Source organism: Novosphingobium sp. BW1 (genome assembly GCF_008107685.1).
GTDB lineage: Bacteria > Pseudomonadota > Alphaproteobacteria > Sphingomonadales > Sphingomonadaceae > Novosphingobium.
The window spans coordinates 22,374-49,171 of sequence record NZ_VIRF01000091.1 but is presented as its reverse complement, the minus strand read 5'-3'; the positions used below and the strand labels follow the sequence as shown (position 1 = coordinate 49,171).

The 26,798-nt window shown below is 64.2% G+C and carries 17 protein-coding genes; 2 read left to right on the top strand and 15 right to left on the bottom strand.

Annotated elements, in window-relative coordinates; translation table 11 throughout:
- Positions 1 to 161 precede the first annotated feature (161 nt).
- Positions 162 to 2,510, top strand: coding sequence for an AAA family ATPase (locus tag FMM79_RS19155; protein WP_240339313.1), 2,349 nt, complete (start codon positions 162 to 164; stop codon positions 2,508 to 2,510).
- 110 nt (positions 2,511 to 2,620) lie between these two features.
- On the opposite strand, the gene FMM79_RS19150 is transcribed toward FMM79_RS19155, so the two are convergent.
- Both FMM79_RS19150 and FMM79_RS19145 read right to left on the bottom strand, forming a co-directional pair.
- On the bottom strand, positions 2,621 to 7,141 hold the full coding sequence (locus FMM79_RS19150; protein WP_148629077.1) for a hypothetical protein: 4,521 nt from the start codon (positions 7,139 to 7,141) through the stop codon (positions 2,621 to 2,623).
- 373 nt (positions 7,142 to 7,514) lie between these two features.
- The gene (locus FMM79_RS19145) at positions 7,515 to 9,089 is read right to left on the bottom strand and encodes a hypothetical protein (protein WP_148629125.1); all 1,575 of its coding nucleotides are present in this window, start codon (positions 9,087 to 9,089) and stop codon (positions 7,515 to 7,517) included.
- Positions 9,090 to 9,457: 368 nt separating this feature from the next.
- On the opposite strand from FMM79_RS19145, the gene FMM79_RS19140 reads away from it, so the two are divergent.
- Entirely contained in the window at positions 9,458 to 9,964 is a 507-nt protein-coding gene (locus FMM79_RS19140; protein WP_148629075.1) for a hypothetical protein, read from the top strand.
- 4 nt (positions 9,965 to 9,968) lie between these two features.
- Here FMM79_RS19140 and FMM79_RS19135 read toward each other — a convergent pair whose 3' ends face one another.
- The 13 genes from FMM79_RS19135 to FMM79_RS19075 form a co-directional block, all read right to left on the bottom strand.
- Positions 9,969 to 13,712 (bottom strand): conjugal transfer protein TraG N-terminal domain-containing protein, encoded by a 3,744-nt coding sequence (locus FMM79_RS19135; RefSeq protein WP_148629073.1) that lies wholly within the window; start codon positions 13,710 to 13,712, stop codon positions 9,969 to 9,971.
- 8 nt (positions 13,713 to 13,720) lie between these two features.
- Positions 13,721 to 15,142, bottom strand: coding sequence for a conjugal transfer protein TraH (locus tag FMM79_RS19130; protein ID WP_148629071.1), 1,422 nt, complete (start codon positions 15,140 to 15,142; stop codon positions 13,721 to 13,723).
- A gap of 60 nt (positions 15,143 to 15,202) precedes the next feature.
- Positions 15,203 to 15,793 (bottom strand): hypothetical protein, encoded by a 591-nt coding sequence (locus FMM79_RS19125; RefSeq protein ID WP_148629070.1) that lies wholly within the window; start codon positions 15,791 to 15,793, stop codon positions 15,203 to 15,205.
- Positions 15,790 to 16,707, bottom strand: a complete 918-nt coding sequence (locus FMM79_RS19120) for a conjugal transfer protein TraF (protein WP_371710962.1) — start codon at positions 16,705 to 16,707, stop codon at positions 15,790 to 15,792. The genes FMM79_RS19125 and FMM79_RS19120 overlap by 4 nt, the downstream gene beginning before the upstream one ends.
- Entirely contained in the window at positions 16,704 to 17,312 is a 609-nt protein-coding gene (locus FMM79_RS19115; protein WP_148629068.1) for a S26 family signal peptidase, read from the bottom strand. The genes FMM79_RS19120 and FMM79_RS19115 overlap by 4 nt, the downstream gene beginning before the upstream one ends.
- A complete protein-coding gene (locus FMM79_RS19110) occupies positions 17,284 to 17,994 on the bottom strand; it encodes a type-F conjugative transfer system pilin assembly protein TrbC (protein WP_371710961.1) in 711 nt (236 codons plus the stop codon). Before FMM79_RS19110 ends, FMM79_RS19115 begins: the two co-directional genes overlap by 29 nt.
- 283 nt (positions 17,995 to 18,277) lie before the next feature.
- The gene (gene traN / locus FMM79_RS19105) at positions 18,278 to 19,354 is read right to left on the bottom strand and encodes a conjugal transfer protein TraN (RefSeq protein WP_162853566.1); all 1,077 of its coding nucleotides are present in this window, start codon (positions 19,352 to 19,354) and stop codon (positions 18,278 to 18,280) included.
- Positions 19,351 to 21,279 carry a hypothetical protein gene (locus FMM79_RS19100; RefSeq protein WP_148629063.1) on the bottom strand — a complete coding sequence of 643 codons (1,929 nt, stop codon included), beginning with the start codon at positions 21,277 to 21,279 and terminating at the stop codon, positions 19,351 to 19,353. The genes traN and FMM79_RS19100 overlap by 4 nt, the downstream gene beginning before the upstream one ends.
- Positions 21,280 to 21,562: 283 nt before the next feature.
- Positions 21,563 to 22,579 carry a TraU family protein gene (locus tag FMM79_RS19095; protein WP_148629061.1) on the bottom strand — a complete coding sequence of 339 codons (1,017 nt, stop codon included), beginning with the start codon at positions 22,577 to 22,579 and terminating at the stop codon, positions 21,563 to 21,565.
- Positions 22,576 to 23,274, bottom strand: coding sequence for a conjugal transfer protein TraW (locus FMM79_RS19090; RefSeq protein ID WP_371710964.1), 699 nt, complete (start codon positions 23,272 to 23,274; stop codon positions 22,576 to 22,578). Before FMM79_RS19090 ends, FMM79_RS19095 begins: the two co-directional genes overlap by 4 nt.
- Positions 23,274 to 23,606, bottom strand: coding sequence for a hypothetical protein (locus tag FMM79_RS19085; RefSeq protein WP_371710960.1), 333 nt, complete (start codon positions 23,604 to 23,606; stop codon positions 23,274 to 23,276). The genes FMM79_RS19090 and FMM79_RS19085 overlap by 1 nt, the downstream gene beginning before the upstream one ends.
- The gene (locus FMM79_RS19080; protein WP_148629058.1) at positions 23,603 to 26,155 is read right to left on the bottom strand and encodes a TraC family protein; all 2,553 of its coding nucleotides are present in this window, start codon (positions 26,153 to 26,155) and stop codon (positions 23,603 to 23,605) included. Before FMM79_RS19080 ends, FMM79_RS19085 begins: the two co-directional genes overlap by 4 nt.
- A complete protein-coding gene (locus tag FMM79_RS19075; RefSeq protein ID WP_148629057.1) occupies positions 26,152 to 26,784 on the bottom strand; it encodes a TraV family lipoprotein in 633 nt (210 codons plus the stop codon). The genes FMM79_RS19080 and FMM79_RS19075 overlap by 4 nt, the downstream gene beginning before the upstream one ends.
- Positions 26,785 to 26,798: the final 14 nt, after the last annotated feature.

The window sequence follows — 26,798 nt, the reverse complement described above, 5'->3', positions numbered from 1 at the left end:
GTTCATCTGCCTAAATAAGGCTGCCAACGGTAGAATTTAGGACCGATTGGCGGCGTGGACTGTCGAACGACGACCGGACACTCCCGCTTATCGTCAGCAAGGCATTATTGAATTTTGTGCCTGCGTTCCGCGAAATATTGCAAAGTGAGTGCTGACACGACTTGGCAGCGATCCGCAAAACTGATTCAATCGTCGTTGAATCATGGGGGGATACTGCGTTGTTGGAACGCTTCCAGTTACTGAGCAATATCGGGCAATTCGACAATGCGGTGGCCGCCGCGCAGTTACCGCCGCTCACCAAGCTCAGCCTTATCTATGGTGAAAATGGTCGCGGTAAAACGACGCTCGCGGCGATCCTCAAATCGGCGAGCACCGGCGATCCGGCCGGCGTGTTGGAACGTCGGCGGCTCGGCGCCGCTAATCCGCCGAACATCGTGCTTACGCTCGCCGGAACCAATTTCACTTTCCAAAACGGCGCGTGGAACGCGCCGACGCCTGACATCGTCGTATTCGACGATGCCTTCGTATCTGCCAATGTGTGCTCCGGGATCGAAGTCGAAGCCGGGCACCGCCAGAATCTCCACGAATTGATCCTTGGCGCGCCGGGCGTCGCTCTCAACATCGCACTGATTGGCCATGTTAAACGGATCGAAGAGCACAGTAAGGCGCTGCGCCAGCACGAGGCAGCGATCCCCGCTGGCACGCGGGGTGCACTGTCCGTCGACCAATTCTGCGCGCTTCCCGACGAGGATGATATTGACCCGAAGATCGCCAATGCCGAGCGCGCGCTCGCTGCGGCGAAGAACGCCCAAGCGATTCAAGCGCGCGGGGAGTTTGTTGCACTGGCGCTACCCGCCATCGATGCTGATCAGATCAACACGCTTCTCGGGCGCACGCTTGTCGATGTCGAAGCCGACGCGATCGCGCGAGTACGCGCGCATTTGACGCGGCTCGGCAAGGAGGGCGAGGAATGGGTCGGCAAGGGTATGGGATTCCTGCCCGCCATGCGCGTGGATGATGGCACGGAAGCCTGTCCGTTTTGCGCGCAGGATCTAGCCGGATCACCCTTGCTGCGCCACTATCAGGCCTATTTCAGCGAGGCCTATGAGGCCCTGAAAGCCACGATCACCGAGGCGGGCAAGGCCTTTGCCGAAGAGCATCGCGGTGAGGTTCTCGGCGCCTTCGAGCGTTCGGTTCGTGAAATCGGCGAGGCGCGCACGTTCTGGGGTGCCTACATCGACCTCCCGGCATTCGACCTCGACACAGCTGCGATTACGCGCGACTGGAACACCGCGCGTGACGCGGCGCTCCGGGCGCTTCGCGCCAAGTTCAGCGCGCCGCTGGAGGCCTCGGCGCTGGATGACGCCGCGCGCGCCGCGATCAATCTCTACGACGGGCGCCGACAGCAGGTTGCTGATGCCGCGGGCCAGCTTGTCGAGCGCAACGGCGATATCGCGCTGGTGAAGGAGCAGGCAGCGGGCGCCAATGTCCCGACCACCGAAGCCGATCTTGCGCGCCTGCAGCTTATCAAGGTTCGGCACGGTGGGCCGGTCAACGCGCTGTGCGACGCGTATCTCGCCGAAAAGGCAGAAAAGGCGGCGACCGAAGCGCTGCGAGACGCCGCGCGCGTCGACCTCGACAACTACCGCCAGAACGTTTTTCCTGCCTATCAGCAGGCGATTAACGATTATCTCCAGCGCTTTGGCGCTGGCTACCGGGTCGATGCGGTAAACTCGGTCAACACCCGGGGCGGATCATCCTGCACCTACAGTGTCGTTATCAACCAGGTCGCCGTTCCCGTCACGGCAAGCGAGGGCGCCAGCTTCCGCAACACGCTGAGTGCGGGCGACCGCAATACGCTCGCGCTCGCGTTCTTTTTCGCGTCGCTCGAACAGAACGCGCAGCTCGCGAACGCAATCGTCGTGATCGACGACCCTATGACCAGCCTTGATGAACATCGCTCGGTCGCCACAGTCCAGCAGATCAGGCTGTTGCTGGCGCGCGTCCGCCAGGTGATCGTCCTCTCACATTTCAAGCCTTATCTCTGCGACATATGGAAAGGTGCGACGACAGGGTTGCGCAGTTCGTTTCTGGTCCGGCGCGATGGTCAGGGATCTTCGATCGCCGAATGGGACGTGCACCAGGACTGCATCACGGAACATGATCGCAATCATGCCCTCGTTACCGGGTTCGTTGCCACCGGCGATCCGGCGCAGGAGCGCCCCGCCGCAATTGCACTGCGCCCGATACTTGAGGCCTATCTCCGCGTTGCCTTTCCAGCAGACTTCCCCCCAGGGTCGCTGATCGGACCATTCATCGGCCGCTGTATCCCGCGAGTTGGTGCTGCCAACCAGCTTCTCTCGCAGGTAGACATCGACGAGCTTCGCGCACTCAAGGACTATGGCAACAATTTCCATCACGACACCAATCCGGCCTGGCAGACGCAGGCGATCAACAGTCAGGAGCTGACCGGCTTCTGTCAACGTGTCCTAGCTTTCGCGCGCAAGTGAACGAACCGCCGACAAAGTCGACGCTGCGAGCGGAAACCTGTTCTCTCAATGCGGCCGTACGTTAACGCGTGAAAAAGGCCTAGCATAGCGGGGCGCGCGACGGTCTGGATTCAGTCCCGATTTTTGTCACGCTTTTCGGCATCCTTGAAGAGGTCTTTGCGGCGCTTCTCGAGCGCCTTGTTCGCCTCCTCGCGAAAATCCTCGCCGAGCCGACCAAGTAGCGCGTGGATCGAACGGGGATCGCGCGGGTTTGCGAGGTGGGCGGGATCGGCGAGCCGGACGAGGGCATGGAGCCAGGCCCATTGGCGCGGACGCGGCTGCGTTTCGATGCGCGCGATGATCTCGGCGGCCTCGGCATCCGCACGGCGCCGGACAAGCGCTGACAGCGCCGCCTTTTCGACATCGTAGGATTCGTCGTCGGCGAGCCTGGTGAGGGCAGGACATGGGGTTTCGGCTGGAAGCCACGCGCCGAGCTCGGCGGCCACGAGCCGTTCTTTAACATCGTCGCTGCTGGCGAGGTCGGCAATACTGTCCGCCAGGCGGGCGCTGGGCACAGCGCTCCGCATGAGCCGTCCGAGAGCATCCTGCGTCGTCGCTGGCGCATCTTGGTACTCGTCGAGCACCGCGGAAAGGCCGGTCTCGGTGTCGAGTTCGATCAGCAAGGCCGCGGCGGCGATGTTGCGGTCCCTGCGAAAAAAGCGCTCGGCCGCCGCTTGGGCCTCTTCGGGTACCGATTGGGCCAGGGCTTTCGTGGCGGCAATGACCGAGTCTGCGCCCCGCCGCGGTTTCTGATAGGCGATCGCCTGCAGCGCCTCGCTCGCTTCGTTATCGCCGGCCGACGCAAGTATGGCCCAGAGCTCGCCCTCGTTGCCGAAGCCCAGGCCCTTGTCGAGTACTCTGCGCAGGAATTGCCGGCCCGCGGCCTCGCTGTCGCCGAAAGCGAGCAGGCGGAACGCTATCGGCAGCACGGCCGAGTTCAGTTCGTTGAGCGGATTGCGCTCGAGCCAGTCGGCCACTACGCGGCGCGCGGCTTCGTCGCCGCTCCAGGCGAGATAGTTCGCCGCGAGAATGCCGCCGTCCTTCAAGGCGAGGCGCGGCGCGATCCGTTCCAGGAAGTCCGGCCGGTAATGCTCGAGCTGGGCAAGCACGCCGACGGTCAGCGACACCTCGTCCTCGCTTGCCGCCGGATCGGCGAGGATGGGCGCGAGCAGGTCGCCGGCAATGGGCTCGGGCAGGAAGGCGCAGAGGTTGACGCCGACGAGCCGCTCGGCCGGGTCCGGATCTGCAAGCAGCCCGCGGACCGCGGCTATGCTTTCGTTGGACCATGGCGGTCCGTGCTCGCGAATGTCAACGGCACGCACGATGAGCGGCGCGCCGTGACGGATCATCGCGGTGAGGCCCTCGTCGGCGTGATGCGCGGCGAGCGATTCCATCAGCATCACCCGGCGGTAGGTATCGTCGTCGGGATCCCTTGCAATCTCTTCGAGCTTTGCCGTCACCGCCGAATTGCGCGTCCAGCGGGCTGCGGTGACCCCATCGGTCCGTCCATGGACGTTCGGACGTTCGAGCTCGGCGAGGACGAGATCGTCATAGCCGCTCCCCCCGATCGCCGCGAGAATCAGATGATACTCTTCGCCGTCACTATCGCGGTACATCGAGGTGCGCCCGGAACGCGCGCGGGCCTTTTCGAGAAGGAGCGCTTCGAGCCTGCCGCCGGCGCGGGCCGCAAGACGTTCGAGCAAGGCGGGGGCGTTGACCGAGGCTATCACGGCGCGCAGATGACGCCGGGTGATCTTGCCGTCGGTCGTGCCGGCGGCGTCGGCTGCAAGGCATTCCTCGTAGTTGTCGAGAAGTTTGTCGAAGGTTCGGGCGTCGAGCACCTCGGGCGCGCTCTGATAGGCGTGGGTGAGCGTCATCAGCACCGGATCACCCTGATAGCGCTGCTCGCCGAGCGTCGCGCGCACTGCATCCCGGGCCTTCTCGCCAGTGCGGTGGACGAGCCCCGGCAGCCACCAGTGTGACGTGCCGCACAGGTCGCCGGGTTTGAGCCGATAGAGCGCCTCGACCGCCGCCTCGGGATCGAGCCGGGCGAGCGTGTCGAACCACAGCGCGGTGACGATTTCGGAGGAGGCCGCCAACGCGTTCTCTACTCTTGCGATCTCCTCGCGATCGAGGAAATGACGGATCGCCCGCGGCGCGGCGTTGCCATCAGCCGGCGCGCGGTCGAGCAGGTTCGCCTTGTGCGCCTGCCAGATCGGCCGGGCGACGGCGAGGTCGAGGTCGATGAGCAGCCAGAGCGCCTGCGTGGCGTCGTCGCCTTCGGTGATCGCGGCCGCTTTGCGAGCGAGCCAATCTGGATTGGCGGTCACGGCGCGCGCGAGCGCGGCGTAGCTCTGCTGCTTGTCGTGATAGTAACCGCCCCAGTTGCTGTCGCCCCTGGCGGCATCGAGCGCGCGGCCGCGGGCTTGGTTGAGCTCCCAGAGGTTATCGAGCGCGGAGGGCACGGCGAGCCGGCGCATGATCTGCAAGGCGACCTGGTGCGTGTGGGCGCCATTTTCGTCGATCAGCGCGCCAGCAATTGTGCGGACGGTGTCTGCGGCGACTTCGCTCACCGCGACTAGCGCCGCGGCGATATGTCGCGGCAGCAGCCTTTCTTTCTCGGGGTAGGTCTGGCGCGCCATCCAGGCCAACGCCGGAGCGATCGGTGCGCCGAGGCTGCCGAGGCCGGCAGTGAAGAAGTGCTCATGGTCGTTCGAGGCCACGCCGCCACGGACGACTAGGAGGGCGAGCGCGCCCACCTCTTCGGGCCTTGCCCGGCGCGCCAACATCCAGAACAGATCGTGGAGGACATAGCCGAGCCTTTGCCCGATCCGGTCACCAAGCGGCGTCGTGATTTGGTCGAGCTTGCCGAGCTGATCGGCCACGCCCTGAAGATCCAGCTCGCCTTCGAGGAACCGCCGCGTGATCTCGAGCGCAACGACCCAGTTGAGCAGCCGCGAATGGCTCATTTCGAGGGCGCCCTCGGCATCCTCGCGCAGCACCCCGTTGGTGATGAGCCGGTCGCGGGTGCCTGCATCGAGCAAGGGCTGGGCAACGAGGCTTGGCGGCCAGGGATAGAGCGCGGGACCGTCAAGCACGGCGCCGGCGAGGGCGACGACAGCGGCACCGTCGCTGCGATGAATCGGCTGGCTGCGATGGATCGTCGTCGCCCAGCGCCAGTACTCGTCCATCAGGGTATATTCGGTGACTGCGGTCCAGGTCGCGCTTTCGGGAATGCGGCAGAAGATGCTCGCCAGCACCGGTCGCAGCAGCGACATGAGCACGTCGTCGGGCAAGAACCGCGGGTCACGACCGGCGCGGGTCAGATAGTCGCGCAACTCGGGCAGGGTGAAGTCTGGGACCGAGATTTCGGCGAGAGCCGGCACCGCATTTCCGAGCAGCTGCGCAATCCGGTCCTGCGCGGTTACAACCATGCGGATTCCCCACCGTTGCCAGGGCAGGCGGGCTAGGCCATGCGCGAGCTCGGCATCAGCGAGATCGTCGAGGTAGACCGTCAGCCAGACACCGGTTTCGTTGGCAAGCCTGGGCCCGAGTAGCTCGGCGACTCGCGCTAGGCTTGCGGTCCCGCCGAAGCGATTTCGCCACACGAGATCGACGATCGCCTGCTCGATTTCAGGCACCGTTCCCGTCGCCGGGAGCAAGATGCCGCAGCCGCCATCCTCGCCATGGCGCAGCGCTGCCTGGCAAAGTCGCCAGGTTTTGCCTTGTCCGGAATCCCCGCTGAGCAGCACCAAAGGCGCCGCGGGCAGGTCGGGCGCCGCGCGGACGTCCATCGCTCGATCATATTGGCGCAACGCGGCCTCGCGCTCGACATCAGTTCGCAGCAGAGCCGACAGATCGCGCTCGATCGTCAGCTTGTCGGGTTCGAGACGAACGCTGCGGAACAGCGCTGCAAGATCGACAGCTTCGCCCGCTTTGCCAAGCTCCAGCAAGGCGGTGCACAGGGCCATCCGCCTGGTCCGTACTTCGGAAAGATCGTCGGCCATCTTGCCGATCAGCGTATCGATTTGCGCAATGGCCGCGACTTCGGAGCAGCCCACGATCTCGACTGCGCCAAGAAAATCCCAGGCTGCGGCTGAATCGTCCGGCGCTAGGTGGGCGGCGATTTTGACGAAGAGCTCGCTGGCGGAGACGCGCTGTTGCCCCCAGCGGAATCGTCTTGCGTTTGGCTCGAGGCCGGCAGGTCCAAGTTCCCGCGCGCGAACCGCGCGGACCTCCTTAAGAAATCCGGCGAGCGCCTTGGTTCCGGCAAGATTGTCGGTGACGAAGCGGAAATCGGTGGGCGGGCCCGCTTGATCGTGCGCTTTGAACAGGTCGGGGAGCACGTTTTCGACCATTTCGCGCAAGGTCCAGCCCTTCTGGCCGCGGCGGATTTTCATCTGATCGACCTGTCGGTGCCGGCCAGTGAGCGTCGTGGCGTCGCCTCCGCTCGCGGGCTCGGCGATGAGGCGGACCGACAAGGTGTGACGCCCTTCGTGCACTTCGCTGACAGCGGCCGTTACGCCCGATCGCAAGGTTGCGAGCAGCTGGAACAGGATGCCCGCAAAGTTCCATTGTCCGCCCGTCGGCACTTTGATTGTCTCCGCTGGAGTTTGCGCTATCGCCGCAAGGTTTGCGGACTGGTGTGAGGTTCGCCCGAGAAATTCCTTCGAGAGGCTCCCTATAGTGCAGCGCGCAAAAAATTGCGCGGGGCGCGGAACGCAGGTTTGAGGATGTTATCCGGAGCAGCGCGGACAGGAGCATTCGCCGCCCGAATGTCTGCTAACCCGTTAGCGATATGGGAAGGAGACATTCCGGACTGTCCGACAAAGCCGACATGAGCGGCCATGATATGTCCGCTATCTTGAAGGCTGAAAAGGTCACTTGAACGACTGGGAAGGCTCGCTGTGGGACGGCAGAAGGTCGCACTCCGCATCGCACATCCGGCGCCCGGTTGGTCACTGATCAAGTCCGGGCTGCCGCCTCCGTTTGCACGGCGATGAAGCGCGCTAGTGGAATCTCGGTCAGAGGTCGTTCCGAAGCCATCTCACGAGCGACGAGCGCCATTTCGATCCAGTCCGAACCGTGGCCATCACCTCGCTGTGCGAATGCACTCCAAGCGATGACGCTGGCCCAATAGGCCCGCTTCGGTTCCAGCACCTTCTCGACAATCGCGGTGATCCGGTCTTCGATCTTGCGCTTGCCTTTGATCGCTGCAGCGACGTCGTCGCCATTCTCAAACCAGGAATCGAGCTGAGGGTTGGTCGCCAACCACCGGCCGGAAGCGCGTACTGCCCTCTCCACCGCCTTGGTATCGGTTACCGCAGTGTCGACGTCCGCAAGCATCGAAACAATGAGATCATCCACCGATACAAACTTGGACGTGACATCTGAGAGCCCGATGAGCGTGATAGCCTGAACGAGGCCAAACGGGGGTGGCGAGCTAGCCGGGCCATCCGCCAATGCGCTGCTCAGGATCAAGGCCGTATCCTCAGCCGTCGTTTCATGGATGGGCATTTCGGACGCAATATGGTCAAGCATGTCATCGATCTCGGGCCTGCTTAGCGAGTGCGCCACCCAGGCGTCCCGCACGCCATGACCCTGCTTGATCAGAATCGATACCAGCGCGTTTTTTCTGTCCTGCTTGATCGATGCGAATATGCTTTGGGCTCCCGCCCCATCGCGTTCGGATATCAGAAGTTCCCTCACCTGAATTGCGGGACGCTTCTCCGGCACCGATCCGACAGCTCGCGCGGCTCTGATGATCGCGTCGATCGCCCGGCGCCGATCTTCCGGCACCCAGTTGCGGATCAACATGAGGTGCGTAACCGACGTTGCTGATACAAGCCCTCGTCTGGCGGTATCTTCCATCATGGAGGCTAACGGCGTAGCGATCGCAGGTTCTGCAAGAAGCCAACCGATAGCGGCCTCGCGCAGGCTGGAATCTTCGGCGAGGACGAGTCCTTCCAACAGACTGAGTTGCAGCTCGGCAGGCATGGCCGCCGTCAATTCGGCGAACTGGCTCTGGATCAGGAACGGGTCGCCCTCGCAGGCTTTGACTAGGTCCTTCAACATCTCGGCAACATCTGGGGGCGGGAGATTCTGCTGACCAGCGCCGGTCTGGATCATCGCGTGATCCATTGCGCTGCGGATATCCTCCCCCACCTCGATTCCAGCCCGCGAAAACGCAGAGACAAGCGCGATCGCTGCCGTCGGCACGAGCTTGCCAGTACGCATCTGCTGAGCGATCGCAGCCCTGACATTCTCCATGGCCATGGTCGCATGGCCGTTACCGGCTTCGCTTCGCTGACGCAGGTGCTCGAGAGTCTGACCAAGCATGAACGAATATGCGTGATGCATCGTTGGGTCAGGCCGCTTCTTACGCCCTTCGGCACCGGTAAGGTCGACGATCAGCAGCAGTGCTTCGGGTTGCGACGCCAGCATATCTCCGACGCTATGGGCTCCGGGCGACGGTTCGCCCGAGCGGATATCGTCCCGAACCATGCGTGCAATCTGCTGGATGGCGGCGCGTGGCGTCACGATTGATGTCCTTTTCTCGCACTGCGTTTGCGTGGCCAGTACAACCAGCGGCGGCGCGGCGACAATCCCATAGTGCCGCCGCAGCATATTATAGCAGTCGATCTGCAGGCTACCTCGTCAAAAGCCGACCGCCGTTCAGCAGCCAGGATCGACCTTTTGAAAAATCCGCAGGTGATTACCGATTCCTTCGGTCGAAAGCCCGGACGTTGCCAGCCAACTAGCGGCCATTTTGCGCCTGCGGGACGGAAAAGCCGCCGGCCATAATCGTCCGGCACCGCCGACAATAAAGTCAGAGCTGCCGAGTTGGCCATGTCCGTTCTCTTGAGGGAGGGAGAGGGAAGCTATCCCGAGGCAACGAAGGATTGGCCATGTGGCAGGAATTTCATCACAGCTCGATTGGTATTCGGTTTCGGCCGACCGACATTGATGGTAGCTTTGCATTCGGAAAGGATCCCGCTGTGGAACCCGCGAACGATCCGAGCAACACCACGGAAAATCACACGACTAATGGCACTTCCAAGCCAAAGGCGTCCGCTTGGCTATGGCGGCCATGGCAGGCCAAAATGTGGTGGGCAGGCATTGCCGTCTACTGGGCGGGTAAATGGGCGTCGTTCCATGTGCCATCGCTAGAAGGCTTCTACACCAGCGCGCTCGCCGGTTATCTGAACATTCTGTTCTTTCCGATGACGGCACTGTTCATTCTCGGGGCTGGCTTCGCGCAGGCATGGTTTGCAGCAAGCGACTGGGAATTCGTCGAACCGACGCAGGAAGAGATGTTTCACGAGCATTCGGTCGGAGGATACAGTGATCTGGCGTCGGATCCACTTGATCCTCGTTCAGGTCTGCACTGGCAGCATTTTCACCGTAATGAATGAGGCTTCACTTGTCCCAGCGTTCCTTGAAACTTGGGTCTCCGTCGAACGGCCCCTTGTCCAAATCGGTGGAAAAGCGACCGGTTCGCAGGACGGAGGACTGTTCCAATGAAGTCAGTGGACCCGTTATATCCACTGTCCCGCGACCGGAATCCGCCTGTTCGAGGTAACGATTGCGCAAGCCGCGATCTCCAAGAATTCGCTGGCTCAATTCACTTGAGAAGGTCTGGGCAGGATTTTCGGATTTGGATGCTGCGCGCTCTGCGTTGGCAATGGCTTCGCGAACATCATAATTCACAATGTCCATTCTCGCGCTGGCGGATTCCGTTGTTATACCGCGATCCGAACTCTTGAAGCCAAGGCTTGCGTTCGCACCTCCCGCGACCGAACTTCCGGACGCCTTTGCTCCTTTGCCGCCTGTTGCGCCGCCGCGACTGACGGATGCGGAGACTGATGCGCCAAGATCTGTACCCATTGAAATCTGATCCTGCGCAGAACGGTCGATATTCCGAGTCCACCCCGTCTGCGCCATAATCGCCTGAACATCGCGCTGCAGCGTGTCAGCCACCTGCGGCTTCAACCGCCAGTTTCCATGCCGGTCCATCTCGAACCCGCCGCGCAACCAGTTCGCCATCGCCTCGTGGCCTTCCTCTCCACCGCCCAGGAAATGCTCGATCGTATCGGGCCCTGCCTGCTTGCCCGCCTCGAACCGCGTGCTGGTATCGCTGCGCGCGGACCGGCTGAAGCCCGCGGCGCTGGAAACCAGAACATCGTCGTGCGCAAAGGAGAAGCGCGCGGTACCGCCATTGGCAATCGCGCCAAGCTGGCTTTCGTTGATCAGTCCGCCGCGCCACAGGGCCGCAGCTGTCCGCGAGGTGAGATTGAGACTGAAGTCCCCGTTCTGGTCCATCGCGATCTGGCGCCTGGTAAGCTTGATGCCGTGATCGGAGAGCAGCTTCTGCATGCGGGTAAGCCGTTCGTCGTCGACAATGCGGGTGAGGCGCTCGTTGCGTGCACGATCGGCGATGGCTTCCACGCCACCTTCGGCCATGTCGACCTGATTGCCCGAGGTCTGCCGCAGGGCCTGGATGAAGCTGTCGAGGCGCGCGGCCTGGCGAACCGAGGTTCCGGCGGCCGCAGCCCCTTCGGCATAGCCAAAATTCTCCGATTGCCGCCGCTGCTCGCCGATGCGCGCTGCACTGCGGGTTCCGCCGGTCCCCACCTCCCGCTGCGCATCGAGCTTGCCGGACCGCTCCGCAAAGTCGTAGCCTGCAGCCTCGCGGGTGCGGCCGTAGACACTGGTCCCCTCCCGCGCAGCCTCTGCGCTCGCCCCGTCGGCGGTCCCCACCGAAACAGCAGCATTGTAGCTTTCCAGGGCACGAAGGACCTGAGCCTCATTACGGCCCGTAGCGCGGGAGAGCTGGGTAATGGCGGAGGAGCGCGCCTCGCCCGAGAGGGCATTGATGAACGCGATGCGGCGGCTGGTTTCAGCGAGAGGGAGGCCGAGCATGGAGGCGGCGGCGCGCTGGCCTTCGTTGTTCCCCGTTCTCCAGGCCTGTTCGGCCGCAACATTGCTGCGCTCGATTTCAGCCACGCGATCCCCGGCATAGTCACGCCGGCCCCGCATGGCGCCGACCTGCACCTGCGCGCCGGTGAGGTCGTTCTTCAGCATCTGCTCCTGCTCGAAGGCATTGGCGATGAGTTTGGCGAAGGTGGGATCGGCCCCGGCCTCGCCGATCACGCCCGAGGCCTTCAGTTCCGCGTCGGGCTTTGAATATCCAGTGCGCTCAAAATGCCGGGCTGCGCCCTGGAACATCATCGAATAGGCCCGCTCGTCACCGAAGGCCTTCCACTGCACCATGTTCTGCGCGAAAGCTGCAAGGGCCTTCTCGCCGGACTGGCCCGCGCCAAAATATCCGGTGCCAAGGCTGCGCAGGGCATCCTTCTCGGCAAAATTGTGGATCGCGGCCGTCGTTGCATTGGCCCGCACCGCGCGCGCGACCGCTGGATCGGCAGGATTGCGGCCGGAGAGGGCAGGGGCGATACCGCCCAATTCGCGGGCTGCATCGATCGCGCCCACCCCGAAGGCAGGGACACCCGGCATCCCACTATTTGCTTCGCCCAGAACTGTATCCGCAGCGCCGAACGACCGGTTCGCTCCGAACGTGGAACGCTCGCCAAAATCGCCAAAGCTGGAAGTGGCGCTGCGCCTTGCCATCGTACCGCCTGCGGAGGCCTGGGCCTCGAGTGCGGAGGCATAGCCTTCGCGCGTCGCCATAGGGGCGGCGGCTGCGGAACCCAGCCCCTGGGTCTGGAGCGCGCCGCCGGTGAAGCTGGAAAACACATTCCCGGAAAAGCGAAAGACGGTGAAGACAAAGGCCCCGGCCAATCCCGCCGCGGCCGTACGGAAGGTGCCGAAGATGGCAAGCGCCTTCATCGCGGCGGAAGGCGCGAGCATCCAGGCGTTGGCGGCAGCGGCATTGCTGCGCATTTGCGCTAGGACTTCCATCGCCCGGCCAAGCGTGAGCTGGTAGATGCCAGCGTCGATCACACCCCACAGCGCGACGAAGACGAAGAGCCCGATCGCAAAGCTCGCTACCCGCAAGTTGATGGGGGTGAGGACGAAGACCAGAGCGATAGGCACCATAAAGAGCATGATGGCAAAGACCGTGGCCCGGATTGTCGGCATCCACTCGTTGGCGACCGACATCGTGGCAAGGCCGTTCGAGACGATCGCCCGGTTGGCCATGACCCGCGCTGCTGCTGCCGGACTGTCCTCGAAGAGCACATCACCCACCGCGTTGCCGAGCAGCACATCGCTCATGAAGGCCTGGAGCGAGAGCGGCGTTCCCATCATCATTTGCCCCATGTCGCCAAGGCGCGAGCGGCAACGCGCGAGCTGTGCGGCATCGGTCACATTGTAACCGGTGCGCTCGCAGACCTGCCGGGTATAGCCTTCGAACAGGGTAGGATCGGAAAGGCGCGTGTGGATATGGTCCCAGGCCTCGGTGCAACTGACCGTCGTCCCGCCCTTGTCCGCGGCGGTATAGACCGTGCTGAAGGTTGATGGCCCCGCCATGGCCGCAAAGGCGGCCGGTAGGTCCGTCGCGGTGCGGAACAGCTGGTCATCGTCGACAGGGTAGGACGCCGAGACCCGCGCAACCGGATAGCATTGGCGCAAGTAATCCTTGATCGTGGCATCAAGGAAGCTGTCGGTCATCGGACCGTTCGGGGAGACGGCATTGAGGAACAGGTCGAAACTCTGTCCACCCGCGCCGAACTCGAGCTTGGCATTGGGATCGAGGGTGTTGTCGTCGATCGTTTCGGCAAGCGAGCGCTCCATCAGATTGGTGACGCCGGCGACGAGCACGAGGAGGTTGGGCACATCGCCCACCGGCTGATAGGCGTTACGCACCTTGTCGTAGACATGGACGGTGCCGGTGGTGGCAATCAGCCCCACGAAGAGACCGACACCGACCAGAATCTGGAAACCGAAAGCAACCAGACCCATGCCTTGTCCCCGCACGCTGGCGATCACCGCGCCGAGCGCAATGCCGACCACCGCGATAATCACCACCAGCGTCTCGTAGCGCGGATCGGCAAAGATCATCGAGACAAGTCGGAAGGCATCGACCGTCTCGGCAAAGCCGTCATAGGTGTAGAAGCTGGTGTCGACCGCCATTGCTGGCGTCGCGATCAGGCCGAGAGCCAGGGTGAGGAGGTCCAAAGCGGCTCGGATGGCGCGGGACATGGCTTCGCTCACTGGCCCGGGGCCGCAGCGGCGCCGGCGGCATCGCGTGCGTCACGGTCGCGCTGGCGTATGAGCCCGGCATAATTCGCCGAGAGGTTGGCGGCATTGAGCGCTGCCATGTAGCTCTGGCGCATCTGCGCCCGCTGGCGCAGCACTTCCTCGCGAAGAACGCGTAGTTGCTCGATGCCCTTGGTGAGAATGCGGGTCTGGCAGATATTGGTGCTCGCGGCATCGGCGGCACCGGCCGCACTGGCTCCACGTTCCGCATTCGAGACAGCAAAGTCGATGCTGCGCGTCAGGTCATTGAGCATCTGATAGGCGAGGGTCAGGGCAACCAGTTCGTCGGTATCTGCGATCACAGAGGCCGGTACCCCCTTTCGCACGCCCCATTCAAGCATGCGGTAGACGGGGAGGGTACGGATATTGGCGACGAACTGGCGCTCGTCGGCGGTGAGCGCACTGCGGGACCTGATCTTGCCGGCGATAGCTTCCATGCGCTCGCGCGCGAGGTCCAGCGCGCCCTTGCCGGTTCCGGCCGAGCAGTCGGCGGCGGTTGCCGGAATGTTGAGCGCGCGGCGCTGGACCTTGCCGGTGAGGAAGTCTTCGGCGCTTTCGCTATCCTGATGCGGGCAGGCGGGGATCGCCGAGAAGAGCGGTACCTTGTCGGCCGCGTCCCAGCGCATGTAGACGTCGCCCACCCGTGCACGCATCACGCTCGCCCAGTCGCCCGCGCCCACCCGCGTCGCGGCATGGGACAGCAGCGATCCGGTACGGAAGATCTCGGTGACCTCGGCCGGGCAGTTGGCAAGCGCGTCCTTGAGGTCCTCGGTTGGATTGTTGGCGTTGGCCTCGATCTTCTCGCGACTCTGCTGGTAGCTCTTGGCGAACCCTTCCTTGACCGACTTGTAGCCGGTCATCTCCTCGATGATGCCCGACATGTTATCGTCGCCCTTGGCGATCTGGACCATGCGGCTCGCAAGCCGGCAATCGTTCACCTGGATCGAGTTCAGGAAGTTGGTCGCTGCTTCCATCTTGGAGATGATGTTACCCATCTTCTCGTCCAGGGTTTCGAGGAGGTACTGGAAGGCGACGGCGGGCGCGGCCTGCAGAATGCTTTCGAGCTTCTGGACGAGGTAGTCCGGGTCGAGGAAGGACATACCGCCCAGGAACATGTCGATGCCGCCGCAGCCCGCCTTGATCTTGGGGAGGGTGAGGGAGGTCAGGTAGTCGTTATGAACATCGACCCGGCCCGATATGCCGCCTGCGGTCACGTAGCCGCGGGTCTGGTCCTCGAAGCTGCCGGGGCTCGTATAAGTCACATTGTCGAACCATGTCTCCGCCCAGCTCTGGGCATGGGCTGGTAAGCTTGCGGCGCACGAGGCAAGCAGCGCGGTTGCGGCAAGGTTCAGGCGCGAAAATGGCTGGGCCATGGCGGGCGTCTTTCTGTTCGTGCCAATGGAGGAAGGGACCGGCCCGCCATGAACGGTCCCTCAGCGGTGGAATTGGGATGTCGGGCTTGCGCCCACGATCCCGGTGAATTTGGAAAGCGCGTGTACGCCCACTTCAGCACGAACGCCGGTCAGCATGCGCGCCGCAAGCCAGGCGTTGCGGGCAAGGTTCGGCGCATGATCGGTGCCGATCGCGATGGGAACAGTGCGGTTTGGATCATCGATAGGCCGAACCCAGGCGACGGGATGGCCGACCCAGGGCAGGCCAAGCCGGCCCGAGCGCAGCAGCGCGTCCTCGCGCGATAGCGTGCGAACTTGCCAGCCATAGTGTCGGTGCAGCGTGCCCAGTTTGCTCCAGAGATCGGCGCACGGCAGGCATCCCGGCGCGGTGCTTATCTCGATCACGAAGGCCGGCGCATAAGCGTGCAGCGATCCGGCAAAGTCGGGAGGAAAGTCTCGGGTGACGGGCACACGTGCAAGCCAGGCTTGCATTTGCGAGGGTTCGGCAACCGGATGGATTGCCGCCGCCCTTGCATCCTCGCGCGTCGCAGGCCTGGCCCGGCTGGAAGGGCCAGGCGCGGCCAGGCAGGTGGCAGCCATGACCGGGAGCAGGAGGCGTGCTGCTCGTTTCATTCACCAGGCCCCCCAGCGGCAGGCACATCGCTCATTCCCAGGTCCCGGGACAGCGCACGCGGATCGCTTGCGGCAATCGGGCCAGCGGAAAGGGCGTCGAAGAAACCGCCTTCCTCGCCTGCGCCCGTCATGAACTGCTCGGGGCGGATGTCGCCAGTGAGGAGCTTCACCGCCTGGTAGGCCATCTGGGCGAGGTTTGGGTAGGCCTCGATCCCGGCGGCAATGACCATCCTTTGCGAACTGTTCCTGCGAATGATCATGGTGGTGGGGGTGACGTCGACCCCGAAGCGTGCGCCGAGGTCCGGACGCCGGTCGAGGTCCATCAGGGTGACCTGCCAGCCCATTTGATCCTGGAAACGCTGAACGATGGGCCACTGCACACGGCAGTAGCCGCATGTAGTACGCGAGAACATGACGAGCGCGAATTCATTGGCGTGCGCGCGCAAATAGCGCTGCCGGACCTGGTCCTTGTGAGCGGTCAGTTCGGCCCTTGCATCGCCCACCATCGGATTGGCTGATTTGGAATTCAGTGCAGGGTTTTGCAGCATGGCGATCTGGGTGAGCCCGGCAAAGGCGCGGGCCTTGCGCCGGGCGAAGTCTTCGAGGCGCCAGAAGTCGGCGACGGCATCGACGGTGAGCACGGTCGCGGCATAGTCGCGCTGGTCCTCGATCAGCTTGCGGATGCGGGGCGGCGTCCAGCTCGCAAGTTCGGCCATGGGCGGAATGACGGGCCTGGCCAGCGGATCCGCGTCGTCTGTCCTGTCCGTTGCGGGCTCGGGAGGCGGCGCATACCACCAGTAGCCCTGCTTGACCTCGCGGGTCCCGAACCCTTGCTGCGCGAGCACGGGAGGCGGCAGGCTCAGTGCCAAGGCTGTTGCCAGCGGAGGCAGGAATGGCCGAGCGCGCGCGTTCACAGCACTTTCTTCATGCGGGTGAGGCGGCTGATAGAAACAGGTCCGTAATAGCGGCTGTCGAAACCATCGGGATGGGGCGAACCGACGTAGATCATGCCTTCGGGAATCAGGGGCTCTGCCGGACGCCAGTGCGTGAGCGCCTGGCCATTGCGACCGACCGGTTTGGAAATGCCCAGGAGCTCGCCATTGCAGTAGTACCCGCCATCGGTTTTGCCTGCTCGCAGGGAGGGCTGCATCGAGGGGCGTTCGACCATGGTGATCTTCTCGCCGGGCAGGCACAGCGCTTCCTTGGTCACATTGACAGGCTCGGGACCGGCGAGCGGGTGCGAGAGCGTGAACATCACGAAGTCTCCCTTGCGGATGGGGCCGGGATCGGCGCGCACCGCGATGGCGGGGATTGAGGGGCTCATGACCCATGTGACTTGAGGGATCGCCCAACAGGCGAGGAGCCCAACAGGCAGTACGATGGCGTAGGCTTTCCAGAGCCGGGCCGGGCGCACCGGCTCACCCAGACCTGAGCTTCCCAGCGCCACGGCCGCGCGCAGCGGCAGGTCCCTTATGCCGGGCCAGGCGCCCCTAGCGGTTTTCCAGGCGAGCTTCAGCATCGCGCACCTCCGTCTTGCCGTCAAGGCGGGCGTATTCGCCAAGCAGTCCGGAAAGGGCGGCATCGCCGTAGACCAGATGCGGGCTGGTCGGCGCGTCGTCGCCGCGTTCGCAATAGGGCTGAGCCGGATCGCCCGGGATCATCGCCAATGCGGGCACGCGCGTGACACCGTGCTGGCGAAACACCAGTGGATCGACGATGATCTGGGCGCTCCGCATGGCGCAGGCCGGGCCTTCGCAGCCCGGATCGATGCGCAGGATTTGCGCCGAGAGCTTTGCCATCGGCCCGACGCGCGTCAGCCCGCCCGGCATCCCGCGAAACGCCATGACCCCGCCCGCTTTCTCAAGCTGGCCCGCGTAGGTACGCAGCACCGCAACCGGCATCGATGACGAGACGAAGAGCACCGGCACCCAGGCGTCAACCGCGGGTGCTTGCACGGCATCTGCGACGGCCACGGCATCGGGCGCATCGAGCCCCAGCGCCTGCGCCATGCGCCTAGCCATGGCCTCGCGCTCGGCGGCTACGCCCTCGCGCGCTCGATCGAGCCCCACACGCGCCCGCGCTTCCAGTACCGGCGACGAGGCACGCGCCCGCAGTCCATCAAAGGCCCGGCGCCGCTCTTCGTCAGGCAGGTCAGGGAACGCGGTGGGTCCCGAAACGGTGTCCGTCTTCTGCCGGCTCACGGCTTCCTTAAGCCGGTCCATGGCTGAGTTGCCCTGCTCCGCGATCGGGCTTTCGTTTTGCGGAGCTGCATTTGATGAAGCTTCCGCGGATAGAGCAGGAATGGCCGGTGCAAAAAGCGACAAGACCAACAACGCAAGGGTGCGCCCATTTCGGATTTGGCTCAGACCGGAGCGAGAATGGGTGTGTTCGAGAACCGGCGCGCAGCGTACTTCCAGTACGTGAGCACCGGAAGCGCAGAACGCGCCCGTTCGCAGCCCGGTATCAGTCAAATCCGAAATGGGCTCAGGGCTGGAAGTAGGCATCGATCCTTGCCTCCATATCGATTTGAATTTGGCTCTGGGTGCGGGCCTCGATGTCCGAATAGTATTCGGAGAGGTCCATCTTCGAGAAATCGAGGGCCTGGAACTCTTCTGGCGTGAAGCCGCGGCAGTAGGGATGCCTGGGCGTACCCCAGCCAACCTGGTTGAGGGCGATGAGCTGGAGGCGGCCCTGTTCCTGGATGATGCGCCCGAGCCGGGTGTTGAAGCAGCAGTGGCCTTTGGCCTTCTGGACGCAGATGCCCAGGATCCTGGAGGAACAGTAGGTGCCGACGTCGTGGCACATGTCCGAGCCGCGCAGCATGCCCGTTTCCATGTCTTCCTGGTCGCAGCCCGCGAGCAGGACTTCGATCATGAAATTCACCGCGAGGCTGATCGCCATTGAGGTCGGATCGATCCCGACGATGAGCGCGTTTGCGCCAGCAGTCGCCGCCTCACTTGCCGTGGCGCCAGCCTGGAAGGCGGTATAGGCGGCTTTCATGCCGGTGAAGACGCCTTTGGCGACCGCGATCTTGGTGCCGATCGAGGCGACGGACGAGCCCATGCCGTCCTTGACGATCTTGCCCTTGTCCTTGCAGCAATTCTGGAAGCTGTCGGAAAGCCCCGGAGGACGGCAACGCATGGCGCGCCCGGAAAAGATCTCGATCTGCGCGGTGCAGTTTCCCTCGGCATCGAGCGCCCCATCGGCCGGAACGCCCGGATCGTTCATGGCTGGCTCCTCGGCGATCGGCGTTGCATTGATATCGAGGCAGGCGTGGGGCGAACAGGCGGGAGTGCTGCCCGAGGCGGGGGTTTCGCACGCGAACTGGTCTCCAAGCGGGCAGGTGTAGGCACCGGCGGCGTCTGCCACGCATTGCGCCTCCTCGATCGGGCAAATCCAATTCCCAGTGGTGGTTGCAAGGCAGCTGGCGGTTTCGCCGGGCGCGGCGGCATCGCCGTTGCCGTCGAGATCGGCGGCGCAAAGCGCTTCGGCTTGGGCGGGGACCGCAAAGGCGAAGCTTGTGCTGGCCATGAGCGCAAGAAGGAGACCGGACGCTCTCATCGCGCAGCGCTCGTGCAGACCATGTCCGCGCCTGCGAGCCGCACGGTCTGCATCATGACCACTGCCTCGGGAAAATCATCGAGGCAGCCGCAGGCGCTTACAATCTCTTCACCGGGGCCTGCGGGGCAGGCATTGGCGCTGCCGCAGACGTGGTAGAAGGTGTCGTAGCCGGCAGGATCGTTCTGTTTGGCACCGACGACGCCGTCAGGCGCAGCGTCGGTATTGACCCTGGGAGCGCGCGTTTTGCAGATCGCTTCGCAGGCGGGCACCGAGACCCGGGCCGGCAGGCTGAAGGGCCGTGTCGAGGCCGTGACGGTACCGTCGGCCGCCGTCTGGCGATCAGCCAGCAGGGTTTCGGTCGAATGATCGATCACGTAGGCGCCGCGGCTGAGATCCGGCTCGGGAAGCGCTGCGCTATCCACGATGCATCGGTATTGCCGCTCGCGCGAAAAGAAGTCGCGGGCGAACTGAAACGTGCAGGCGCCGGTCCCAAAAAGGCGGGTCTGGGGCAGGGGCCGAAGGCCGGTGCCTACACCGTTCACGACAGTGTCCACCCCATCGACGCTCTCGCTATAGAGGCGGCACTTGCTGTCTGCGGCGTTAGCTGCGCACAGATCGATCAGCCTCTCGCTGACTTCGCATCCTGTCTGTGCCTCGACTTCGACATCCAGGTAGCCCCAACGTCCGCCGCCGCCTGCGCGAACGCGGGCGGCAACGCTCGTTGAGCCCGCCTTCAGTTGCGGCGTTATGTCGATACGAGTGCGATTGTACCAGGCACTGCCGCTGATCCGGCAGTCGCCCGAAGGCAGGCCTTCGGTAAGCCAGGGTCGCTTGCCCGCCGAGCCCACGATCATGCCATTGACGCGGCCCTGGACCCAGTCTTCGGCTCCCATTTCAACAATCCGCGCCGAGATCAGCCTGTCGGGCTCATGGACGTCGAACGTGGCGGTATAGAAGGGGGGATTGGCTCCGCAGGCACCGTCGCCGCCGATCCGGTAGCGGCGGCAGTTCGTGCCGCAGCTGGTCACCGACTGGACCGCACCGGAAACGCTGAAAACATCATCGAACGTCCAGGACCGGATGGTGATGTCCCGGCTGATCGAGCAGGAGCGTGTCACTTCGGCCTTACCGGAACCGGCCGCCGATCCCTGCAGGACCTGGAACACCGAGTTCGCGGAACTGACTGCAAAGGCATCGCCGCCAATCGCGGTGGGATTCTTGCGGTAGGCAGTCTCGGCGGCCGTATCGCTGCCGGTACAACTGGTGGTGAGCGCGCCGACATAGTCGATTACGGGACCGTTGATGCGCGCTTCGGCAATGCCAATCGCCGGGAACGCTGTGGTGAGCGCCCCCACCATGCCGCCGCCCAGGTCCTTGAGCACGGTCGCCAGATTGCCGAAGACGAGATTGCTGCCGCAGCTGTTGTTGACGCAGTAGCATCCGGAAAGTTCGGGCATCTGGACCTCGGTGAGTTTCAGGTCCTTCGCCGTATCCACCTCCCAGCGGAACGCGCGGCAATTTTTCCAGGTGCCGGGATCGCAGGAAAGCACGCCATTGGCGCAGATGCCCGAGACCGGAACGGGCAAGTTCGCGCTCGTATCGAAGGTGCCGTCCATGTCCTTGTCGCGCGAAACCTGGACGAGGCCAATGTCGCCGCTCGCCGAAGGCTGGATCAGGACTTCGAGCAGCTTCGCGCTTTTCTGGCAGGCAATCGTGGGCGTGAAGCTCTTGCTTCCATCGATCGTCGTTACGGCCTCTCCGCTCATGGCGGGCGTCACATATGTTTCCAGGAGCACGTCGCTGGTGCCGGTCTTCGCGCGCGAGGCGGCCGCCGCGGTTCTGGCGCGCTCCTCTAGGCTCTGGGCCTGGAGAGGAGCGGGGAGCAGCAGGATCGCGCTGGAGGCAAGGCGGGGCCAGGCACTCACTGGCCTTGCCCGCTGGAGGCGAACCAACGGCTCCCCGAATGGCGAAAAGCAAGGTTGGCCGGCACGGCCGCGGCGCAGCCCGGGACGGTTGAGAGGAGGAACGTCCGGGCTATCCGCTGGCGGCCGTGCCGGCCGGGGGTGGAGCGGCCCTGCCGGGGGGCAGACAAGGCCGCTCCTGTTCCGCGTGCGTCCCGGCAGCCTTCGTGGCTGTGGCGGGCAGACCATTGCGGGACCGGGCCGCGCGCGGAATGAGGATGCGGGTTGGTGCGTGCCGGGCGAGCGTTCATGGCGTGCTCACTCCGGCGCAGCAGATGACTTTCTCGAAGAGCATGAACTGGGCGTTGTCCTGCCCCGGGGCATGCTTGGCCGATGACCACAGCGCGCCCGGCCGCCCGACATTGACGCAACTACCGCCCTTGACCGGCTCCATGAGCTGGTACTTGTAGCGGCTCTTGGTCCAGATGGGCTGGGGGATGAACGAGCAGCCGTCGGCCGAGGAAATGGTAAGCGCCCCAAGCCGTCCCATCATGAAGGTGCCGCGCGCCGCTAGGCCCGCCCAGGCCTCGACACTGTCATCGAAATGGATGTCGCCCGCGACCGGGTAGGTCGCGCCCCAGGAACCCATGCACCAGAACAGGGGATCGATGACCTTGCCTGCGGCAGCCGCGGCGCAGTCGGCCATGCAGGCAAGTCCCGCGGCGGGATTGCCGAAAAGGATGCCCTCAGGCTGGATGATCGCGCCAAGTGTCCCCGATTGCCAGGTCGGCAGAACCTCGGTGATCATTGCCACGTCGAAGCCGTCGTCCTCGAGGCAGGGCAGATCGGTGAACATGTCGAGCATCTTCCAGACCGGCGAGATGTAGTAGTGCATCTGCGCGAACATCTTGCGCGTGTTCGTCCCATCCGAGATGGAGCTCTGGCTTCCCTGGAGGCGTCCATGGGTGGGCATGAGATCGGCGCCCAGGGCCATCATGCAGCCCGGCTCGGTCACGACATCGATCATGCGGTTCGGCGACCAGAAGCTGACTTTCACGCCGAACCAGAAGGTTGCCCCCTTGCGGCAGGCGCAGAGCGGCTTCGAGGAGGACTGCGCGTCGAGCTCGCGCGAGAGCTTGTCGGTGCTGCCCACGCGCACGCCGCCAATCGTGATCGGGAAAATGCAGTTCCAGCGTACCTTGGTGATCGGATTGAACACGGTGTCTGTCGGGCAGGATGAGGCCTGGGCCGGAGATGATGCGGCGAGGCCAGCAGCCAGCAGAAGAATAGTGGCCAGTGCGGTTCGGGCGCGCTTGCATTTCATGGCAAGGGCCTCCGCTCACTGGCGGGTTTCGTTGCCGCGACTGGCCGGGAACCCTGCCGATCGAGCCGGACTTCGGTAAGTTCAAGCTTCCTGCCTTGCTGGCGTACCACAACGGGCGCGACGGTGAGGCTGAGGCGCTGCTTCACGCGCTCTTCGAGAATGAAGATCGGCCGGCCCCATCGCTCCGAGAGCGTAATCGCATCCTTGTCATGCGCATCGCCGGCCGCCAGCAGGATGAAATCCGTCAATCCCGCCGTCCTGAGCGCCCAATCGAGGTCACGCGGCCGGACGACGACAAGGCGCTGGGGAAGCGTCACATAGTCGAGCGGGTTGAACGTGTAGCCCTTGGGGTAAAGGACCTCGCCGCCTGGCAGGCGGATCTCGGTATCGAGCGTGTAGAAGGGAACCACATTTCGCGTCCGGCTGATGGTGGCGGGCGCCAGCGCTGCGGCCTTCATCGCCGACCATTTGGAACGCGGGCTGAATTGTGCTCGCATGTCGGCAGGGAGGCTGGCAGTGCGTGCCTCAATCTCTGTCAGGGCATCGGGTTCGGCGATGGGCCAGGTCCGCCCGATCGTCGATGTCGCGGCCTTGGTGGCGGCGCCGAGCAGTGCGGAGGCGAGCACCAGCGTGGCGACGGTTACGGCCTGGAAAATGGCCACCGCGCGGGCGCGATCATGTCGGGGCGGATGCATCATGACCGGCGCCTCCGGCGGCGCACGTGATCGAGGATATTGCAGGTAACGCCTGACAGCACGATCAGGAGCATGCCGCTGGCAAAGCAGGCGATCCCGACAAGGAATGCGCCGCGCATCAACAGCGCCGTGGGCTGGCCGAGGGTGAGGCCCGCCGCGAGCACCAGGGCCGCCATCATCAGACTTTCGACGAAGATCAGCCGAAAGCGCCAGCGAATGGCTTCGGTCTCGGCGCGGATGGCAACGCGGGCCTCGATGATCCGCTCGATCTCGGCATCCTTGCTCCAGTCGAGGCTCATCTGATCGGGATGGGCGCGGCGCGAGCGCATCATGCGGCCTCCTCGTCACCGGCGGTGAGGAGGAGCGGCGGGCGGGTGCCAAGGATTTCGGCAGGATCGACTCCGGCAAGTTCGCAAACCGCCTCGAGCGGTGACCGGCCGCGGCGAATGAGCGCCTCGAATGCGGCGACTTCGGTCGGCGCCGAGGTGTTGATCCAGTAGCTGAAGGGATCGACGACGAGCCGGGCTATGCCGAGGCCCAGCGGCGAGTCGATGAAGACTTCGGAGTAGTTGGGCTTGTTGTTGCGGACCGATTTCAGGAGGTCGAGCACGAAGGGCGAATAGTCGAGGATCTTGTTTTCGACCGCCTTCTCGTAAGTCGAACCCTGGAGCAGGAAGCGGGTCGCGGCGTTTTCGAGAATGACCTGTCCGGTGCCGCCGAAAAGCAGGAGGTCGTTCATCGACTGCATGACGATGCCGAAGCTGCCCTGGTACTTGCGAGCGCGGCGGTAACCTTGCCCGAAGGCCTCGGCGAGGCGCGAGAGGTCCTGGCCGTCGCTGCGGGTCATGAACTGCGCGGCCTCGTCGCACAGCACGAAGCGCGGACGGTCACGGCCAGAGAGATAGAGTTCCTGGGTGACCGCGTTCACCACCACCATGACAACGACGTTGAAGAGGTCGGGCATGTTCTTGAGGCGTTCGAGTTCGAGCACCACGAACTCGTCGCTCGAGATGTCGAACGTCGAGGGTCCGTTGAAGTAGTGACCATAGGCGCCGTCCGACCCGAAATCCCTCAGGTTGAAGGCGAGTTCGCGCGCGACGGGGAGAAGATGCTCAACCTTGTCGAGATCGGTTCGGGTCTGGGCCGGATAGCTTCCCAGCCACTCGCGCACGGCGTCGATGCCCCGCTCGGCGCGGCCGCTATCGATCGTCCACTGAACGGCGGATTTCAGGAGATTCCATTCCGAGGTGGAAACGCCTGTGCGGGTGGCGGCATTGGCCATTTCGGCAACGATGGCAACGGCCATGGCGATCGCGGACTGCTTGTCCTCGCCGTCGATCGCGAGCCCCAGGTCGAAGGGATTGAGGACGAGGCGCTCTTCGCCAAGATCGATGTAGCGGCCCGAGCACAGGGTGCACAGCTTGCGGTAGGAGCCGCCGATATCGATGATCCGGATGAGGGCGCCGCTCGCGTAGTACTGCTGGCACAGGTTGTTGAGGAGGAAACTCTTGCCCGCGCCGCTCTCGGCCGAGACGATGAAGTTGTAGTTGTTGATGCGTGGATCGAAGAGATCGAGCGTGATGAGCTGGCCCTTGCGCCCGGTGTAGAGCAGGGCCGGGCGCCCGCCCCCGCGAAAGTCGGTCTGGATCGGGCTCATGAGCACGGCGGCCTTTACCGGCATGCGAAAGTCCCGCTCGAGCATGCGCAGCGTCTTGCCGTCAGGATAGAGCCCGAAAGGCAGGCTCATGGGGAGCAGGATCGGATTGAGGTAGCTTTCCTCCTGCATCATGAAGGGCAGGGGCTCGGCTTCCCACAGCCGCCTTGCGCGCGCGGCCATCTCCCGGGCCTGGCCACGGCTCTCGCCGAAGACCCAGACCGAGGGAATGACGCGTACAAAGCGGCTGCTCCCGGCTTCGTCGAGCACCCAGCTGATTTCCTCGATCTGCTTGCCGACTTCGACCGCGAAGGAGCCGGCGGCCTTCTGGGCCGAGAGGATCTGCGCGCGCTTGTGGATCTCGAATGCGCTGTGATCGAAGAGCACGTTCAGGGTGTAGAGAAACGGCCCACCGATCTGATCGCTGTCCTCGGCCGATCCGCGGATGCCGCCGGTCAGCCTGCTCGCGCGTTCCGCCGTGATGCGGCGCGCGGGCGCCTTGGGCGTCAGGCACCGCGCGACTTGGCCGCCGAGGAAGACTTCAGGGCCTTCAAAGAGCAGGTCGGGACCCGCATCGATGATCTGCTTACGCAAGGGCCGCGGGATGCTGCCATCGCTGGTGCCATTGACGAAATTGCCGGGCGCGGGCGTGAACACTCCGTTGAAGACCCGGCGGTAGAAGGCCATCAGGGTTTCGGGCGGCATCGGCGCGATCCCGAGGCGCGAGAGTTGCTCCTCGATTTGGCGCCTGGGATCACGACCCAATGGCTTACGCGTCTTGATCGCCAGGAACGTGCGGAAATTCCTGACCGGAATGCCGTGAAGCGCGCCGAGCCCATGGCGTCCTTCGCGCAGGTAATCGTAGGTGCGCCGCGCCGATGCCTGGATCAGCGGGTCGTCGCGGGTTTTCAGGTCAAGGAAGGCATCGAGCGCGTCGTCGATGAGCGGATCGGCGAAGCTGATGATCTGGAGGACGGTGCCGGGCTCGAAGTGGATGTTGAGAAGGCCCAGCAGCGCGGAATGCACATGGGCGAACATGTAGGCCGAGGGCGTCAGTTCCCAGGCATAGCCCCAGCCATCGTCGATGGTGAGGAACGCGCCTTCCTCCTCGGCCCAGGCAACGAGTGGCAGGTGATCGGAGTAGGAATCGCGCGAGACCTGCCGGCGCAGCGCCGCAAAGCTGAGGTCGCCAATCCTGTCCCTGTCCCTGTTGGCGCGCGCGCTCATCGGCCCGTCTCCGAGGCCGGAGCGGCAACTTCGCTGCCACCGGGCGCGGTGCCATCGACGGGCGTTTCACGGATTTGCCCCAGCACTGGCAGCTGCGCGGCAGGGGATACCGGCCTCACCAGATAGCCGCCCACCACCCAGGTTGGGCGATCGAGGATCGAATAGACATAGCGCGGCATGAACAGCCGGTCGGGCCGCTGGCGGTCGGCATAAGGCAGGATCAGCGTGCGCACCGTTTCGCCGGATTTGAGCATCGGCGTCACCGGCGCATCGATCAGGCCCTGCAGTTCTCGGTAGACACTGTCACGGTACCCCGCGAAGGCGTCCGCCGTATCGCGCGCACTGCTGCCAGGCTTGCCTAGGGACTTGCCGCTGGCGCGCAGCAGCTTTCTGTCGTTGGTGACGGCGGGATCCGAACGTGCCGCGCGACCCGCGACGGCGTCCTCGTAGGCCTGCTCGGGATGGATGCACTGGCCGTGATCGGGGTTCTTGCAGGAGAACTTCTCCGGGTAGGGCGACATGACCGCTCCGAGCGTAGCGCAGCCGGAAATCGAACTTGCGAGGGCTATCAGCACGGGCGCAATCAGCTGCGAGCGGCGCGGCGTGGAACGATCGGGGAGCAGGGGCATGGGTGCTTCTCCGG

Coding starts and splice junctions, on each gene's coding strand:
- FMM79_RS19085 (WP_371710960.1), bottom strand. CDS start 23,606: ATGATGCGCTCGCGCCGCGCCCATCCCGATCAGATGAGCCTCGACTGG.
- FMM79_RS19135 (WP_148629073.1), bottom strand. CDS start 13,712: ATGTCCCGCGCCATCCGAGCCGCTTTGGACCTCCTCACCCTGGCTCTC.
- FMM79_RS19090 (WP_371710964.1), bottom strand. CDS start 23,274: ATGCATCCGCCCCGACATGATCGCGCCCGCGCGGTGGCCATTTTCCAG.
- FMM79_RS19115 (WP_148629068.1), bottom strand. CDS start 17,312: ATGCTGAAGCTCGCCTGGAAAACCGCTAGGGGCGCCTGGCCCGGCATA.
- FMM79_RS19080 (WP_148629058.1), bottom strand. CDS start 26,155: ATGAGCGCGCGCGCCAACAGGGACAGGGACAGGATTGGCGACCTCAGC.
- traN (WP_162853566.1), bottom strand. CDS start 19,354: ATGAGAGCGTCCGGTCTCCTTCTTGCGCTCATGGCCAGCACAAGCTTC.
- FMM79_RS19125 (WP_148629070.1), bottom strand. CDS start 15,793: ATGAAACGAGCAGCACGCCTCCTGCTCCCGGTCATGGCTGCCACCTGC.
- FMM79_RS19075 (WP_148629057.1), bottom strand. CDS start 26,784: ATGCCCCTGCTCCCCGATCGTTCCACGCCGCGCCGCTCGCAGCTGATT.
- FMM79_RS19095 (WP_148629061.1), bottom strand. CDS start 22,579: ATGAAATGCAAGCGCGCCCGAACCGCACTGGCCACTATTCTTCTGCTG.
- FMM79_RS19140 (WP_148629075.1), top strand. CDS start 9,458: ATGTGGCAGGAATTTCATCACAGCTCGATTGGTATTCGGTTTCGGCCG.
- FMM79_RS19130 (WP_148629071.1), bottom strand. CDS start 15,142: ATGGCCCAGCCATTTTCGCGCCTGAACCTTGCCGCAACCGCGCTGCTT.